At 64.7% G+C, this 16,521-nt stretch carries 16 protein-coding genes, 1 tRNA gene and 1 pseudogene; 11 read left to right on the forward strand and 7 right to left on the reverse strand.

What is annotated here, in order from left to right; genetic code table 11:
• The 4 genes and pseudogenes from VKG81_RS16785 to VKG81_RS16800 all read right to left on the reverse strand — a co-directional run.
• Nucleotides 1-778 (reverse strand): annotated as a pseudogene (locus VKG81_RS16785) (adenylate/guanylate cyclase domain-containing protein); the annotation flags it as partial.
• Nucleotides 779-817: 39 nt separating this feature from the next.
• On the reverse strand, nt 818-1,363 hold the full coding sequence (locus tag VKG81_RS16790; protein ID WP_324397726.1) for a chromate transporter: 546 nt from the start codon (nt 1,361-1,363) through the stop codon (nt 818-820).
• Nucleotides 1,360-1,923: a chromate transporter gene (locus tag VKG81_RS16795; RefSeq protein WP_324397688.1), complete on the reverse strand. Its 564-nt coding sequence runs from the start codon at nt 1,921-1,923 to the stop codon at nt 1,360-1,362. Before VKG81_RS16795 ends, VKG81_RS16790 begins: the two co-directional genes overlap by 4 nt.
• Entirely contained in the window at nt 1,916-2,905 is a 990-nt protein-coding gene (locus VKG81_RS16800; protein WP_324397689.1) for a phospholipase D-like domain-containing protein, read from the reverse strand. The genes VKG81_RS16795 and VKG81_RS16800 overlap by 8 nt, the downstream gene beginning before the upstream one ends.
• A 1,059-nt stretch (nt 2,906-3,964) precedes the next feature.
• On the opposite strand from VKG81_RS16800, the gene VKG81_RS16805 reads away from it, so the two are divergent.
• The 5 genes from VKG81_RS16805 (at nt 3,965) to VKG81_RS16825 (ending at nt 8,368) form a co-directional block, all read left to right on the forward strand.
• Nucleotides 3,965-4,141, forward strand: coding sequence for a hypothetical protein (locus VKG81_RS16805; protein ID WP_324397690.1), 177 nt, complete (start codon nt 3,965-3,967; stop codon nt 4,139-4,141).
• 151 nt (nt 4,142-4,292) lie between these two features.
• Nucleotides 4,293-6,764 carry a transglycosylase/D,D-transpeptidase PonA2 gene (gene ponA2 / locus VKG81_RS16810; protein ID WP_324397691.1) on the forward strand — a complete coding sequence of 824 codons (2,472 nt, stop codon included), beginning with the start codon at nt 4,293-4,295 and terminating at the stop codon, nt 6,762-6,764.
• Nucleotides 6,765-7,061: 297 nt separating this feature from the next.
• Entirely contained in the window at nt 7,062-7,520 is a 459-nt protein-coding gene (locus VKG81_RS16815; protein ID WP_324397692.1) for a hypothetical protein, read from the forward strand.
• Nucleotides 7,521-7,533: 13 nt separating this feature from the next.
• A complete protein-coding gene (locus tag VKG81_RS16820; RefSeq protein ID WP_324397693.1) occupies nt 7,534-7,767 on the forward strand; it encodes a hypothetical protein in 234 nt (77 codons plus the stop codon).
• Between the two features lie 244 nt (nt 7,768-8,011).
• Nucleotides 8,012-8,368 carry an amino acid aminotransferase gene (locus VKG81_RS16825; protein WP_324397694.1) on the forward strand — a complete coding sequence of 119 codons (357 nt, stop codon included), beginning with the start codon at nt 8,012-8,014 and terminating at the stop codon, nt 8,366-8,368.
• Nucleotides 8,369-8,804: 436 nt separating this feature from the next.
• Here the strand turns inward: VKG81_RS16825 and VKG81_RS16830 are convergent.
• Nucleotides 8,805-8,878, reverse strand: a tRNA-Leu gene (locus tag VKG81_RS16830).
• Between the two features lie 93 nt (nt 8,879-8,971).
• On the opposite strand from VKG81_RS16830, the gene VKG81_RS16835 reads away from it, so the two are divergent.
• The 6 genes from VKG81_RS16835 (at nt 8,972) to VKG81_RS16860 (ending at nt 14,710) form a co-directional block, all read left to right on the forward strand.
• A complete protein-coding gene (locus VKG81_RS16835; RefSeq protein WP_324397695.1) occupies nt 8,972-9,595 on the forward strand; it encodes an ANTAR domain-containing response regulator in 624 nt (207 codons plus the stop codon).
• Between the two features lie 83 nt (nt 9,596-9,678).
• Nucleotides 9,679-10,890: a branched-chain amino acid ABC transporter substrate-binding protein gene (locus tag VKG81_RS16840; protein WP_324397696.1), complete on the forward strand. Its 1,212-nt coding sequence runs from the start codon at nt 9,679-9,681 to the stop codon at nt 10,888-10,890.
• 71 nt (nt 10,891-10,961) lie between these two features.
• The gene (locus tag VKG81_RS16845; protein ID WP_324397697.1) at nt 10,962-11,999 is read left to right on the forward strand and encodes a branched-chain amino acid ABC transporter permease; all 1,038 of its coding nucleotides are present in this window, start codon (nt 10,962-10,964) and stop codon (nt 11,997-11,999) included.
• Nucleotides 11,996-13,168 carry a branched-chain amino acid ABC transporter permease gene (locus VKG81_RS16850; protein ID WP_324397698.1) on the forward strand — a complete coding sequence of 391 codons (1,173 nt, stop codon included), beginning with the start codon at nt 11,996-11,998 and terminating at the stop codon, nt 13,166-13,168. The genes VKG81_RS16845 and VKG81_RS16850 overlap by 4 nt, the downstream gene beginning before the upstream one ends.
• Complete coding sequence (locus VKG81_RS16855) at nt 13,165-13,992, forward strand: ABC transporter ATP-binding protein (protein ID WP_324397699.1); 828 nt, start codon at nt 13,165-13,167, stop codon at nt 13,990-13,992. Before VKG81_RS16850 ends, VKG81_RS16855 begins: the two co-directional genes overlap by 4 nt.
• Nucleotides 13,976-14,710 carry an ABC transporter ATP-binding protein gene (locus VKG81_RS16860; RefSeq protein ID WP_324397700.1) on the forward strand — a complete coding sequence of 245 codons (735 nt, stop codon included), beginning with the start codon at nt 13,976-13,978 and terminating at the stop codon, nt 14,708-14,710. Before VKG81_RS16855 ends, VKG81_RS16860 begins: the two co-directional genes overlap by 17 nt.
• A 41-nt stretch (nt 14,711-14,751) precedes the next feature.
• Here VKG81_RS16860 and VKG81_RS16865 read toward each other — a convergent pair whose 3' ends face one another.
• On the reverse strand, nt 14,752-15,951 hold the full coding sequence (locus tag VKG81_RS16865) for a lipid-transfer protein (protein ID WP_324397701.1): 1,200 nt from the start codon (nt 15,949-15,951) through the stop codon (nt 14,752-14,754).
• On the reverse strand, nt 15,948-16,391 hold the full coding sequence (locus tag VKG81_RS16870) for a Zn-ribbon domain-containing OB-fold protein (RefSeq protein WP_324397702.1): 444 nt from the start codon (nt 16,389-16,391) through the stop codon (nt 15,948-15,950). Before VKG81_RS16870 ends, VKG81_RS16865 begins: the two co-directional genes overlap by 4 nt.
• Nucleotides 16,392-16,521: the final 130 nt, after the last annotated feature.

The raw sequence follows: 16,521 nt of genomic DNA on the forward strand, positions 1-16,521 counted from the left end.
CGATGTCGGCGAACAGCACCGACGCGTCGTCGTACTTGTCGGCGATGATCGTGGTCGCCTGGTTCTTCAACCGGTCCGCGATGCTGAGGGGCAGGATGTTCGACAGCAGTGATTCGGAGCGCTGGTACTCCATCTCCATGGCGTCTTCCGCTCGCCCGATCTCCCGCATCGCATAAGCCACCGTCGCAACGATCATCACACAGGAGCTGATCGTCGAGACGACAAAGCCGACGACGGTGGACCAGTGTGGTTGCCCGGCGACCTCGGCCGGCACCAGGAACTGCAGTGCGATCACGATTGCCGCGCCGATCGCCACCAGGATCGACGCCAGCACGATGTGCTCGATGCCCAGGATTAGCACCGCGACGGTGGCTCCGACCAAGAAGTAGAACTGGACTCCGGACCCGGTACCCACGTTCCAGCAGACGACGGTCAGCGACACGTAGGAGGTGAAAATCAGCGTGAGCGGCGCGACAAGCTCGCCGAATCGGTGCAGCAGCGGTATCAACGCGAAGACCACCGCGCTGAGCAGCTGAATCAGGGCGATGCGCCACGCGCCCCCGGTGACGAACTCCATCACGGCGAAGCTGAGACTGACGGCCGAGCCGATCCATGTGGTGATGTTGAGCACCTGTCGCCGCCGCCGGACGCTGTCGGCGTAGTGCTGATTGCGGGCCGGTGCCTGCGGGTTCAGGCGCGGGGGAGGACCGCAGTAAGACCTGATGACCGGGCCTTCTATCGGCTCTGGCGCCGCCGCGCCGTGAACCTCGACGGCCATGTCAGCCAGCGTATCCGACGGGCGCCGCAGGCAGCGCGATCAGACCACGCCGAGATAGCCGATCAACCCGGCAGCGCCGACCACGATCAGGGGATTCGTCTTGGTGAATACGAAGGTCAGTGTGCAAGCTCCGGTAAGGAGGTATGCCCGCCAGTCATGATCCGCGGCCCTGCTCATCACCAGCGCGGTGGCCAATATGAGGCCCACCGTGAGCGGCGCGAAGCCCTTCTCGACAGCATGTCGCAATCGCGACTTCCGCGCCTTCTGCCAGAAGAGCGTGACGACATACATCAGCGACGCCGCCGGGATGATCATCGAAACGGTTGCGATGACACCGCCGATAATTCCGCCGAGAACGCCGCCGACCGACAGTCCGGCGCCATAGCCGACCAAGGCGACGATGAGAATGCTCGGTCCCGGCGCGGCCTGCGAAATGGAGAACACATCAGCGAATTGAGAATTGGTCATCCAATGGTTCACTCGCACCGCTTGCAGATGCATTTCGGGTAGGACCGCATTTCCGCCGCCGATCGAGAGCAACGACAGCGAACCGAACAATGTCAGCAGATGGAGGCAGGTGTTCATGCGGCGCTCTTTCTTGGCCAAGCCCAGATCAGGCTGAGCGGGGCAAGAATGGCAAGTGTCAGCGGAAGTGGCCAGCGCACGATGCCGCTCAAAACGAAGCTCGCGGCGAAGAGCATGACAGGCACCAGCCGGTTCAGGCACTTCTGGCCGGTCTTGATGACCATGGCGAGGGTCAGAGCCACGGCTGCAGCAGATGCGCCGTGAAGTGTGCCCTTTACCGCCGGCACCTCTTTGAAGCGGAAATAAACGTATCCCATGGCCAGAATGAAGACGAGGGGCATGAGGCACAGGCCGATCAACGCCGCCGCCACGCCCGGGATGCCGCCCATCTTCGTACCGACAAACACCGCCATATTCACTTGGTTCGCGCCCGGCATGATTCGGCACATCGTCATGGCGCTGAGGAATTCTTCTTCGCCCATCCAATTCTTCTCGACCACCAGCACCTCACGCGACCAGGCGGAAAGCCCGCCGCCGAACGAAGCGAGTGCAATGTGGTTGAACGTCCACGCCAGCTCGAATAGCGAGACCTTCTCGCGCCGCGACTCGATCTCACTCATGCCTGAGGTCTTTGTCGTCCGGAAAGTCGTCCTCGTGGTGCTGGCTGGGATCGATTGGATCCGGAGGGTCATAGTGATGAGAAAGGTCCCAGTCCGTATCGAAAACGTGCCTCAGCCGGGCGACAACATCAGGGTTGGTTATCGTGATGCCCAGTTCCCGACGCAGATCGAAGGCACTACGGTCGATATTCATCGAACCAAGCAACGCCCGCTCCTCGTCCGCGATCAGCAGCTTCGCGTGGACCCGCAAGTTCTTCTGTTTGTGCACCTTGACGCCGAAGCGGCGCAACGTGCGCAGCGATGCGAAGGTGTCGAGAATGTCCCAATCGCTGATGCCGTGCCTGCCGCCGCACAGAACGTGCACCTTGACCCCGCGATCAGCGGCAGCCGCGAGGTGATCGAGAATGACCGCGTCGACATATTTCGGGTGCTGAACATCCAGTCGATACTTGGCGCCGTCGATGAATTGGGCCATGTGATAACGCGAATTCGAGTTACTCCAGAGAAGCCCCTCGTAGGCCGGGCATGTCCAGTCGAGGTGCTCCCAATCAGCGTCGAACACCTCGGCGATCTGCGCAACGTGCTGAGGATCGTGCGTGATGATGCCATAGTCGCGGGTCAGCGAGAAGTATTTGGGGCAGAGATTGAAGGTGGCGACCAGCGCGGCTTTCTGGTCCGCGACAATTGACTTTTCGTGGGTCACGTAAAACTTCGGATTTGACCACTGGACGTCTACACCGGCACTCCGTAACTTCTCATATGTCTCGTCGTTGGCGCGGTCTCCTCCCGACCTTTTCGCGTTGAGCATAACCCGCACGTGTACGCCAGAATTGTGCCGATCGATCACCGTCTGTATCAAGCCCTCCTCGGTGAACGTGAATTGCTTCATCAGAAGAGATGTATCGGCTGATTCAATGAATTCGCGGACCGGCTCCAGGCCGTCATCGGGCTGTACAATGAGACGCGGCGTGAATGGAAGCATAACTGTGAAATCTAGCACCACGACAATGCTGCCGCTTTACAAATCGCGTAAGCGCCAATGCCAGGTAGGGCTACCCGATGCCCACACCGATACCGAACCGCCTCGTGGCTTGGCTGCCCGGCGAGCGGTCCGGATTGTGGATCGCAGATACCGCGCACCGCGACAGCGGGGCCCTGCTGTAACTGGTGACCCAGTTGATCTGCACGTCATAACCCTGGGGCTTGCAGGTCTGCAATGCCGGCTCGGCCGGCTCGGCCGGCCAGACAGGGTCGCGCCTGCGATCGATGCTGCCGTTCCCTCAGCAGTCAACCCCGCCGCCTTTATGTCCCAGCTTGAGCGACTTGGCTATTAATCCCGACCTGGGCGTAATCCGCCAGTGAAGGGCGCGAGTCTAAAAGGTGCCGGTGTTACCCCCGCCGCCGTGGAACCCACCGCCGTGGCCCCCGCGGCCGTGGCATTGCTCGGCAGGGCCGATCACGGGTGATGTGAGTTGAACAGACATCTCACGAGGAACGTGGCACCGATGGTGGTAAACGGCGGACTTTGTACAACCCAGACGGTTCCCAGGCGGATGCGGATTCACGATGCCATTGGGCGGTGGGTCCGCTGGCCACACAGAATGGTCACCCATTCATATTGAAAGCAACCGCTCGCGGAGACGAAACGGGGCCGCAAGACGTGACGATCGCTCAGGGTGATGACGCTTTCGAGACCCTCGGCTGCCGCGACTGGAACCTGCGTTAGAAGCCTGTCGCGAAACTCAAACGGCTGCGGCGTTCGTCGGCGTGTTGTCGCAGCTGGTTGAGTGTCGCGGCCTCGGCGGTGTGCCCTCGGTGGGATTCGAACTGTTCGGGGTAGTCCTGGTCAGGGGACCGAAACTGTTCTGAACTGCACAGATAGCCTCTTTCTGCCTAACTAGAGATAACTGTGACTGTGCCCAGAGTGTGGCCAGAGTGTGTCCACGGCGGTCGGGGGATAGGCTGCGTTGGTGCCCTTGTCCCCCGCCCATGAGGTGGTCGGGCTGGCCACGTACCAGAGAGCCGGGGATCTCCGATCACCATGGATCTGGTGGACCGGGTGTTCACCGCATTGACGACCCGGTTGCTCGGCGCGTTCGCCGAGGGTCCGGCGGGCGAGAGGCACCCGGCGGTCGACAACCTCGTACAGCTGGGTGTAGCGGGGGCCACACCTGCGCCGGTGACCGCGTATATCCCGCCCGCGCTCGTATCGCAGTAAGCACCGCCGAGCCATCGTGTCATTGGGGCGGCCAGGAGGTTTGGCCCAATCCTCTGGCCGCCGCCGTACGCCTTGAATTCCGCACCATCAAAGGCAATCTGTTCTGGGCATTCGCCGCAATCGCCGGGGCGGGGCCGCGGATAATCTAGGCATGTCGGAGCGCGCGCCGATATCGGCAAGGGTCGCCAAGCTGGCGGGGTGCTGTCTGCTGGCCGGGGTGGTGGCGGCGGCATTGATGTTTCCGTTCGCGGGCGGCATCGGGCTGTTGTCCAACCGCGCCTCCGATGTTGTCGCCAACGGCTCCGCGCAACTCCTCGAAGGTGACGTCCCGCAGGTCTCGACGATGGTCGACGTCGCGGGGAACCCGATCGCGTGGTTGTATTCCCAGCGCCGGTTCGAGGTCCGCACCGATCAGATCGCCGACACCATGAAGCTGGCGATTGTGTCGATCGAGGACAAGCGGTTCGCTGAGCACAACGGCGTGGACTGGCCGGGCACGCTGACCGGGCTGTCCGGCTACCTCTCCGGCAACCTCGACACCCGCGGCGGTTCGACGATAGAGCAGCAGTACGTCAAGAACTACCAGTTGCTAGTGACCGCGCAGACCGAAGCCGAGAGGCGGGCCGCTGTCGAGACCACACCAGCGCGCAAACTGCGCGAGATCCGGATGGCTCTGACGCTCGACAAGACCTTCTCCAAGGCGGAGATCCTCACCCGCTACCTCAACCTGGTGTCGTTCGGCAACGGCGCGTTCGGTGTGCAGGATGCCGCTCAGACCTACTTCGGCGTCGACGCCTCGCAGCTGAACTGGCAGCAGGCCGCGCTGCTGGCCGGCATGCTCAAGTCGACGACTGCCCTCGACCCCTACACCAACCCGGAAGGGGCGCTGCAGCGGCGAAACGTGGTGTTGGACACCATGGTCGACAATCTCCCCCAGCACGCCGACGAGTTGCGTGCCGCCAAGGCTGATCCACTGGGCGTGCTGCCCCGCCCGAAGGAGCTGCCTGGTGGCTGCATCGCCGCCCGCGATCGCGGTTTCTTTTGTGACTATGTGCTGGACTACCTCGCGCGGGCCGGCATCAGCAAGGAGCAGGTTGCGCGCGGCGGTTATTTGATCCGCACGACGCTGGACCCGAAGGTGCAGGCGTCGGTCAAGCAGGCGATCGACAAGGTCGCCAGTCCGACGCTCGACGGCATCGCCAGCGTGATGAGCGTGATCAGGCCGGGCAAGGACGCGCATCGGGTGATGGCGATGGCCAGCAACCGGACGTACGGTCTCAACAGCGACGCGCACGAAACGGTGCAGCCGCAGCCGTTCACGCTCGTCGGTGATGGGGCTGGCTCCATCTTCAAGATCTTCACCACCGCGGCAGCGCTAGACATGGGGATGGGCATCAACGCTCAGCTGCAGGTGCCGGGCTTCTTTCAGGCCAAGGGCTTGGGCAGCAGCGATACGCCCGGCTGTCCGAAGGAAACCTGGTGCGTGAAAAACGCGGGCCGCTACCGCGGGTCGATGAACGTCACCGATGCGCTGGCCACCTCGCCGAACACCGCGTTCGCGGGGCTCATCCAGCTCGTCGGGGTGCCACGCGCGGTCGACATGGCGGTCCGGCTCGGGCTGCGGTCCTACGCGATTCCGGGAACGGCGCGCGCCTACGACCCGACAGGCAACGAAAGCTTGGCCGATTTGATCAAGCAACAGAACATGGGCTCGTTCACTTTGGGCCCGTTCCAGCTCAACGCACTCGAGCTCGCCAATGTGGCGGCGACCCTCGCGTCCGGTGGCATGTGGTGCCCGCCGAGCCCGATCGACAAGATCTTCGACCGCAGGGGCAACCCGGTGTCGGTGACCACCGAGCCCTGTGACCAGGTGGTGCCGGAAGGACTGGCGAACACGCTGGCGAACGCCTTGAGCAAGGACGACCAGGGCAGCGGCACCGCAGCGGGCTCGGCCGGCGCGGCGGGGTGGACCCTGCCGCTGTCGAGCAAGACCGGCACCACCGAGTCGCATCGGTCGTCGGGATTCGTCGGCTTCACCAACAACTACGCGGCGGCGAACTACATCTTCGACGACACCAGCACACCCTCCGGCATCTGTTCATTCCCACTGCGCAGGTGCGGCGGCGGTGACCTGTACGGCGGCAGCGAGCCCGCACGCACCTGGTTCGAGGCGATGACGCCTATCGCCACCGATTTCGGCGACGTGCATCTGCCGCCAACCGATCCGCGCTACGTCGACGGCGCGCCAGGTGGCCAGGTACCGAGCGTGTCCGGCCTGAATCTGGATGCGGCACGTCAGCGCCTCAAGGACACCGGTTTCCAAGTCGCCGATCAGGCGACATCGGTCAACAGCTACGAGCCTTACGGTGCCGTGGTGGGTACCACCCCCAGTGGTCAAACCATCCCCGGGTCGATCATCACGATCAACACCAGCAACGGGATTGCGCCGGCACCGCCGCCAGCTCCGGTGGAGCGCGGGCCGATTGGTGGGCCGGATAGGGTTCCGCAAGACAGCCCCGGTCCTCCCCCGCCGGCGGATTCGACGGTCGTCGACATTCCCGGGCTGCCGCCGATCACCGTGCCAGTGCTCGAACCGCCACCGCCGCCCGAACCACCCGGCTAGCCGAGCCAGAAAGGGTGCTCTCTCTCGACGGGTGCGCCATCTTCTGCCTGCACGACGAAGCGCAGCGACGCACCGGCGGCACCCGGCGCCTCGCGGCCGGTGACCTTGCCTGTGGGACGGCCACGTCGCGATGATTGTCGGCAGCGGGATGATGATCGAAGCAGGGTATGCCCACGCGGCGTGGCAGGCCGTTAAGTATCTGCCCGCGACGCGACGATTAAGTATCTGCCCGCGACGCGACGATGGGCCGCGTGGTGAATGAGGTTGCGTGGCGGCCCCGTAACAGGAGACCAAATAATGCCTGACAACGCGCAGAGTTGGCGTGACATCAAAGACCAGCTCACCGAGGATCAGTACGCCCACCTGGCCGCCCTGGAAGATGCCGGCGGTCAGCCGGACGCGCTGCTGCTCGAGGCCCGCGAACTCGCCGCCGAGAACGAGGCCGAGGACGTGGCCGAGGAGGTGTGGTTCGCGCAGGTCGAGCCACCACCGGAAGCCAAGCTGGTTTTCGGCTGGCAGTCTGATGCCGACGAGGGGTGGTTCCGTGAGTTTTCCTGCCTCACCACGCGCGTCGGTGGGGTCGCGATGCACGTGGCTGGCCGCCAGTTCAGCGACGACCGGTGTGAGCGACGGATCGACTTGTGGGCTGACGACCCCAGCAAGCTGACCGCGGCGCAGGGCCGCGAGCTCGCCGCGGCGCTCATCGAGGCCGCCGACATGATCGACGCCCCGGCCGGGGAGAAGGACACCGGCTAGACACCAAACACAAGTGTCGGCCCGTCTCGGCATGGGGATCATTGTGGCAACGGCAGCCCTGACCATCGCCTCCGGCAGCAGCCAACAGGCACACGCCGACAACACATTCGGCGGCGCCAGCGTGACGATCACGCAGTCGGCTGCGCCGTCCACGATCGACAAGCCGTCGGCTCCCAGCCATTCACCGGTGGCTATGGCCACGGATAGCGGAAACCTAAACATTCCCGGTCAAGAACACTTTAAGTGATGCACCGAACGTGCGTGGTGCGGGCGGGCGCTGACCATCGCCGCCGCTGTGCTCGGGGTCTGAGCGCCAAAACGCACGGTGGAAGCGTGGCAGCTTCCCCGCTATTTCGGATATCCGAAATAGCCCATATTGGGCATTGTGACGCCGCGTCACAGGTCGAAAGTCCCTGTTTGTTGGGTCGCCCCGGAGCGCAATGTAGAGGCAACGGTTAGAGGGGGTAGGGCTTAAGTGAGGACACATTGCCATGACCACCACCACCGCCTACGACGTCCCCGACTACCCCGCCGACCCGGAAGCCGCCGCGCTGGAGATGATCGTGCGGCTGCCCGAGCGGATCATGCACACCAACATGTTCACCGAGCCGCTCCAGGCCTACTGCGGCGCCCTGCACTTCGAGGGAGCTTTCGCCGGCCTGTGCTGGGCTGACGCGAAACAGGTCGCGGCCGCGGTGTCGTTCGACATCACCCAGCGCGACGACGCCGCCGACTTCCTGCGTAACCGGGCGCGCGATGCACTCGCCGGCACCGACAACATGGCGTGGGATGACCAGGATGGTGTGGTGCGGGCGCTGACCATCGCCGCCTCCGTGTTCGGGTTGTGAGCGCCGCGAGAGCCTGCCAACCCCCAGGAGCCACCCATTGACGCACAGCCCCCGACGCCGCCTGCACGTGGCGTGATCTAGCCGACCAGCTCGCCCCCGAGCAGATCGCCCGGCTGACCGATCCAGAGCAGCGCGTCGAGACTGAACTTGTCGATCTTCCCGTTCAGCAAGCCCCACTGCCGGGTCAACACCATTGCCGGGGGTGCGGACCTAAACGAGACCTAAACGACGGTCCCCCGATCATGGCTTCGCGCGATGTACGGCGGTGACGTGGTAGCCGTTGCCGGGGCCCGCGCTTGCACTGCTGTGGTTGCCGAACACCTCGGCGGCGTTGTTGTTGCCACCCCCGGCGAACGAGATGCCACGATGGGCCAGTTCGCCCTAGCATTCGACATCCAAAACGCTTCTGCCAGCGGATATGCCATGGGGCATGGGGTGCCCCCGGTGGGATTCGAACCCACACTGTCTGGGTTTTGAGTCCAGTTCCTCTGCCAGTTGGGATACGAGGGCTGACGGCCTCCCACCATAGAGGATGGGGTGGCCATGTCCGACGTCACGACCCCGCAGTCGCCTCAACGGTCGCGCCACGACAGAATGTGATCCATGACCGGGCCAAGCTCTGACGCGCACAAGCCGCGGCGCGTCCTCGTCGCCGAGGACGAAGCACTCATCCGGCTCGACTTGGCGGAGATGTTGACGGAGGAGGGTTACGAAGTCATCGGTCAGGCCGGCGACGGCCAGGAAGCCGTGGAGATGGCCGAGGAGCTCGAACCCGACCTCGTGATCATGGACGTCAAGATGCCCCGCCGCGACGGCATCGATGCCGCCTCGGAGATCGCCAGCAAGCGGATCGCCCCGATCGTGATCCTCACCGCGTTCAGCCAGCGCGACCTCGTCGAACGCGCCCGCGATGCGGGGGCGATGGCGTACCTCGTCAAGCCGTTCTCCATCAACGACCTGATCCCGGCGATAGAGGTCGCGGTCAGTCGCTTCACCGAGATCACCGAACTCGAGCGTGAGGTGGCGACGCTCGCCGAGCGGCTGGAGACGCGCAAGCTCGTCGAACGGGCCAAGGGCTTGCTGCAAACAAAGCAGGGCATGACTGAGCCCGACGCGTTCAAGTGGATCCAGCGTGCCGCGATGGATCGCCGCACGACGATGAAGCGGGTCGCCGAGGTGGTGCTGGAAACCCTCGACACGACGAAAGACACCCCGTCGGCCAGCTAGCCGCGGTTATCCAACATCACGCACTCCCGCGAACTGTTGGCTATGTTTACCGGAGCGTTGACAGCCCAACCCGGAGGTGAGACGTGCGCGGTCGTGCGACGCGGAGTGCTCTGGCACTGAGTTCTGCCGGATTAGTCGTGATAGGCGTGGCCGCCTGCCACCAGTCCTCACCGGGACAGAACAACTCGCAGACCAACCTGAAGATCGTCGAGCAAGTGCAGATCGACGAGAACGGCAAAGTGGTCAACGCAACCGAAGGCGCCGCATCCGCCGACCCGGCCGGGGACGGCAAGGCCACCTGCCCACCTGTCAACATCGCGATGGCCGGCGCGTTGACGGGTCCCGACGCCGCGCTCGGCATCAATATCAAGTACGGGGTGCAGCTCGCCGTCGACAAGCACAACGCCGCCAACCCCGGCTGCCAGGTGCAGCTGAAAACGTTCGACACCGAGGGCGACCCACAGAAGGCGACCGCCATCGCCCCGCAGATCGTCGACGACGCGTTCACCATCGGGCTGGTCGGTCCGGCGTTCTCCGGCGAAACCAAAGCGACCGGCGGCGTCTTCGACCAGGCCGGGCTCGTCGCGGCCACCGCGTCGGCCACCAACGTGACCCTGTCCCAGCAGGGATGGAAGACGTTTTTCCGTGGACTCGCGAACGACGGCGTGCAGGGCCCATCAGTGGCGAACTACATGAAGAACACACTCAACAACAACAAGGTGTGCGTCGTCGACGACAGCACCGACTACGGCTTGGGGCTGGCACAGACAATCCGGCAGACGCTCGGGCCTGCCGCCAACGCCAGCTGCAACATCTCGGTGAAGAAAGGCGACAAGGACTTCTCGGCCGCAGTGACGCAGGTCAAAGGCATCAACCCCCAGTCGATCTTCTACAGCGGGTACTACGCCGAGGCCGCTCCTTTCGTGCAGCAGCTGCGTGACGGCGGCGTGACCGCGACCTTCATCGCCGGTGACGGCACCAAAGACCCCGAATTCGTCAAGCAAGCTGGTGAAGCATCCAAGGATGCGCTGCTGTCCTGCCCCTGCGGCCCGGCGAGCAAGTCGTTCGCCGACGAGTACACCAACAAGTTCAAGCAGGAACCCGGCACCTACAGCACCGAGGGCTACGATCTGGGCACCATCCTGCTCAAGGGCATCGACTCAGGGGCCATCACGCGGCCTGCGTTGCTCGACTACGTTCGCAACTACAACGGCCAGGGCATCGGGCGGAAGTACCAGTGGACGCCCGACGGTGAACTGACCACGACGTTGATCTGGATGTACAAGGTCCAGTAGCCGCTGACGACGGGACGCGTCCGAGACCGGAAGGCTCGGACGCGTTGTCGTAACCGAGGAGCTGCCAGGGGATGATCGACGACTGCATCGGCCACTGCGCCGTACACGCAGCCAATATCGGCTTCAACCTGGCCGGCTTACGAACCGGCTTCTGGCAGTTGACGATCGACGGGCTGTCCTGGGGGGCGATCTACGCGCTCGTCGCGGTTGGCTACACGTTGGTGTTCGGTGTCCTGCGGCTCATCAACTTCGCGCACTCGGAAATCTTCATGCTCGGTATGTTCGGGGCGTACTTCGCGCTCGACAAGATCCTTGGCTTCGCACCGAGCGGGAACGCCTACAACATGGGCATCGCTTTAACGGTTGTCTACCTGGGCATCGCGATGCTTTTCGCGATGGCGGTGTCGGGGTCGGCGGCCGTGGGTCTCGAGTTGGTGGCCTATCGTCCGCTCCGCCGGCGCAACGCGCGGCCGCTGACCTTCTTGATCACCGCGATCGGCATGTCCTTCGTGCTACAGGAATTCGTGCACTTCATCCTCCCGAAGCTGCTGCAGGGCTACGGCGGCAGCAACGCCCAAGAGCCGATCATCCTGGTGGTGCCGAAGACTCAGTTCGAAGTGTTCGGGGCCACCGTTTCCGACGTGACGCTGGTCATCGTCGCCGCGGCGTGCGTGTTGGCGGTACTGACCGATCTCGCAATCAACCGCAGCAAATTCGGTCGCGGTATACGTGCCGTCGCCCAGGACCCCACCACCGCAACGCTGATGGGGGTGTCGCGGGAGCGGATCATCACGACCACGTTCCTGATCGGCGGCCTGCTGGCCGGTGCCGCCGCGCTGCTGTACACGCTCAAGGTGCCGCAGGGCATCATCTACTCCGGCGGCTTCCTGCTCGGCATCAAGGCGTTCTCGGCGGCCGTGCTGGGCGGCATCGGCAACCTGCGCGGCGCGTTGCTCGGCGGCCTGCTCCTCGGTGTGATGGAGAACTACGGCCAGGCGCTCTTCGGCACCCAGTGGCGGGACGTGGTGGCGTTCATCCTGTTGGTGCTGGTGCTGCTGGTGCGGCCGACCGGGATACTGGGTGAAAGCCTCGGGAAGGCGAGAGTATGAGCTGGGCCCAGAAACTGGAACGCCCCGGCGACGTACTGCGGGAATGGTGGGGCGGGCTGAGCCGGGAAGCGAAATGGCTTGTCGGTCTTGTGGTTTTCGCGCTGATGGCGCTGCTGCCGCTGTATCCGCCGCCGTTTCTGGACACGCCTGGAATCAGCTTCGGCGGTGTAATGGCGCAGTTCGCGATGGTCGCGCTGATCGCGGTCGGGCTCAACGTCGTCGTCGGCCAGGCCGGCCTTCTCGACCTGGGCTATGTCGGGTTCTATGCGGTCGGCGCCTATACGGTCGCCCTGCTGACGAGCCCCGACAGCCCATGGAACAAGCTCGGGACGACCGGCTTGTTCAGCAAGGACTGGGCATGGCTGTCGTGTGTACCGATCGCGATCTGCGCGACGGCGATCGCCGGCCTGATCCTCGGCACCCCGACATTGCGACTGCGCGGCGACTACCTGGCGATCGTCACCCTCGGGTTCGGCGAGATCATCCGGCTGCTCGCCGACAACCTGCAAGACATCACCAACGGCTCGCGAGGGTTGAACCGGATCGCGTATCCGAGGCTGTTCCGAACCGACAAGGTGCCCGACGGCGTTTTCTCGAGCGGCAATGCCGCAGGTCACGCCAACTACGGGACCTGGTGGTTCTGGCTGGGCCTGATTCTGGTCGGGATCGTGCTGCTGCTCGTCGGCAACCTGGAACGCAGCCGCGTCGGGCGCGCATGGGTCGCGATCCGTGAGGACGAAGACGCCGCGGAAGTGATGGGCGTCAACACCTTCCGCTTCAAGCTGTGGGCGTTCGTGATCGGCGCCAGTATCGGTGGCCTATCGGGCGCGATGTACGCCGGACAGGTGCAGTACGTCGCACCGACCAACTTCAACATCATCAACTCCATGTTGTTCCTGTGCGCTGTCGTCCTCGGGGGGCAGGGCAACAAGCTCGGCGTGATCTTCGGGGCTTTCGTGATCGTCTACCTGCCCAACCGCCTTCTCGGTGTCCACTTGTTCGGCATCAACATGGGCGACCTGAAGTATCTGTTCTTCGGGCTGGCGTTGGTGATCCTGATGATCTTCCGGCCGCAGGGCTTGTTTCCGGTACGCCAGCAGCTCTTGGCGTACGGTAAGTCAGCGCGCGAACTCTTGCGTCGCGACCAGGCAAAAGAGGCCATCGCATGAGCGTGGAAGAAGTCGCTGGGTTACATCGCGAGGTGCATGCCGCCGAAGGCGAGATGCTTTTGGAGACAAAGGATTTGACTGTACGATTCGGCGGCTTGGTCGCGCTGGACTCAGTGACGTTCGGGATCAGGCGCGGCGAGATCCTCGGGTTGATCGGGCCCAACGGCGCAGGCAAGACCACCTGCTTCAACGCGATCACGGGTGTTTACCGTCCAAGTTCAGGAACGGTGATCTTCGACGGTGCGCCGCTCGGCCGGATCAAGCGTCACCAGATCACTCGACGCGGAATTGCCCGCACGTTTCAGAACATCCGGTTGTGGGGTGAAATGTCGGCACTGGAGAACGTCGTCGTCGGAACCGACGCGCGACACAAGACGTCGGTGCCCGGCGCCGTCTTCCGATCGCCGCGGCACCGCCGCGAAGAGCATGAGGCGATCGAACGGGCGGTGGCGCTGCTGAAGTTCGTCGGCATCGCCAATCGCGCCGAAGAAAAGGCCAAAAACCTGCCCTACGGTGACCAGCGGCGGCTGGAGATCGCGCGGGCACTCGCCACCGAACCCAAACTGCTGTGCCTGGACGAGCCCGCCGCCGGGTTCAACCACAGCGAGAAAGCGGCGCTGATCGAGCTGATCCAGAAAGTCCGCGACGACGGCTACACGGTGCTGCTCATCGAGCACGACATGCGATTGGTGATGGGCGTGACCGACAGGATCGTCGTGCTGGAGTTCGGCCGCAAGATCGCCGACGGGCTGCCCGCTCAGATCCGGGAGGACCCGGCAGTCATCGCCGCATACCTGGGAGTGCCAGATGACGAGCTCGAGTGACGCGCTGCTGGAGATTCGCGATGTGGTCGTGCATTACGGCCGCATCCAAGCCCTGCACGGGGTCTCGCTCGTTGTCCACGAAGGTGAGTTGGTCACGCTGCTGGGATCCAACGGCGCCGGCAAAACCACCACGATGCGAGCGATATCGGGTCTGCTGCCGCTGACGTCGGGCAGCGTATGGTTCGAGGGACGCAACATCACCAGGGTCAAGGCGCACAAGAGGGTTGCCTACGGGCTCATCCAGGCGCCGGAGGGGCGCGGTGTCTTCCCCGGCATGACTGTCGTCGAGAACCTCGAAATGGGTTGCTACGGACGCAAGTTCGGCTCGAGGGTTGAGCATAGCGAACGGCTCGACTGGGTGCTCGAGACCTTCCCGCGGCTCGCCGAGCGGCGCGCACAGGTAGGCGGCACACTGTCCGGCGGTGAGCAGCAGATGCTTGCAATCGGGCGGGCGCTGATGGCGCGGCCGCGGGTGCTGCTGCTCGACGAGCCATCCATGGGCCTTGCGCCGATGGTGATCTCGCAGATCTTCAAGATCATCTCGGAGATCAACGCGCAGGGCACCACCGTGCTGCTGGTGGAGCAGAACGCGCAGCAGGCCCTGAGCCGCTCGGACCGGGCCTACATCCTGGAGACCGGGACGATCACCCGCACCGGCCCCGCGCGGGAGTTGTTGGAAGATGACAGCATTCGCGCGGCGTATCTGGGCGTGGCCTAGTCATGAGCTCCAAGAAGCGACGTCTCGGCGGCACACAGGCTCTAGCGTGCGACGATGACTGCGGAGCCGTGGCCGAAGAGGCCCTGGTTGGCGGTGATGCCGACGGTGGCATCGTCGACCTGGCGGCCGGTGGCTTGGCCGCGTAGTTGCCAGGTGAGTTCGCAGACTTGGGCGATGGCCTGGGCGGGGATGGCCTCGCCGAAGCAGGCCAGCCCGCCGGAGGGGTTCACGGGGATGCGGCCGCCGATTGTCGTCGCCCCGCTGCCCAGCAGCGCTTCGGCGTCGCCTTTGGGGCACAGGCCCAGGTGTTCGTACCAGTCCAGCTCCAGTGCGGTGGACAGGTCGTAGACCTCGGCCAGGCTCAGGTCTTGCGGGCCGATACCGGCCTCGGTGTAGGCGGCGTCGAGGATGTGGTCCTTGAACACCCGCACCGGTGCGGGCACTGCCGCGGTGGAATCGGTGGCGATGTCGGGCAGTTCGGGTAGGTGCTGCGGATAGCGCGGGGTGACGGTGCTGACGGCGCGCACCGAGGGCACCCCGTGCAGCGAGCCGAGGTGGGTCCGGGCGAAGCCGGCGCTGGCCAGCACCAGGGCCGCGGCACCGTCGCTGGTGGCGCAGATGTCCAGCAGCCGCAGCGGATCGGCCACGACCGGGCTGGCCAGCACGTCGGCGACGGTGGTTTCCTTCCGGAACCGGGCGTTGGGATTGGCCTGGCCGTGGCGGGCGTTTTTGACCTTCACGGCGGCGAAGTCCTCGGCGGTGGCGCCGAACAGGTCCATCCGGCGGCGGGCCAGCAGCGCGAAGTACACCGGGTTGGTCGCGCCGATCAGATGGAAGCGCTGCCAGTCGGGGTCGTTGCGGCGTTCCCCGCCCACCGGGGCGAAAAATCCCTTCGGGGTGGTGTCGGCGCCCACGACGAGGGCGACTTCGCACAACCCGGCCAGGATGTGCGCGCGTGCGCTCTGCAGGGCTTGCGACCCGCTGGCACACGCGGCGTAGCTCGAGGACACCGGTACGCCGGTCCAGCCCAGTTTCTGGGCGAACGTCGCCCCGGCGACAAACCCCGGATAGCCGTTGCGGATGGTGTCGGCGCCGGCGACGAACTGGATCTGGCCCCACGCCAGCCCGGCTTCGGCCAGCGCGGCGCGTGCGGCCACCATCCCGTAGGCGGTGAAATCGTTGCCCCACTTGCCCCACGGGTGCATCCCGGCACCGAGGATGTAGACGGGTTCGGGGGTCATGCGATGCTCCACGCGTAGACGGTCCGCTGGGCGCCGTCGTCGTCGCGATACAGCGGCTCGATCGCCAATTCCATCTCCATGCCCACCGCCAGATCGGCGGCCCGCGTGCCCGCCACCACCTTGCCGAGCACGATCAGCCCCTCGTGCGCCAAGGCCACCGCGGCCACCGCGAACGGCTCAAACGGGTCCGGTGCCGGATACGGCGGCGGGGGCGCATAGTGGTTTTCGGTGTAGCTCCACACCGTGCCGCGGCGCGACAACGCCGCCGCCTCCAGCGTGGCGCCGCCACACGCCGGGTTCGGGCAGTCGGTCGCCCGCGGCGGAAACACATACGTCCCGCACAGCCCACACCGGCTACCCGTGAGATACGGCAACCCCGAATCATCGAAATCCCACCAGCCCTCGATCGCCGGCTTCACGTCATCGATTGCTTCTGGCACGGCGCCAGCGTACCGACAACCGCCGCAAAACTGAAACGTGTTCCAGTTTGCGCACGGCGGGATCGAGGTCGCCGGCGAGGCCTGACCTGATGTCAGCGCGGATGCCTAGAGTTAAGCCGTGAGCCCTGCA

Origin of the sequence: Mycobacterium sp. (assembly GCF_035314905.1) — a bacterium.
In the GTDB taxonomy this organism is placed as follows: domain Bacteria; phylum Actinomycetota; class Actinomycetes; order Mycobacteriales; family Mycobacteriaceae; genus Mycobacterium.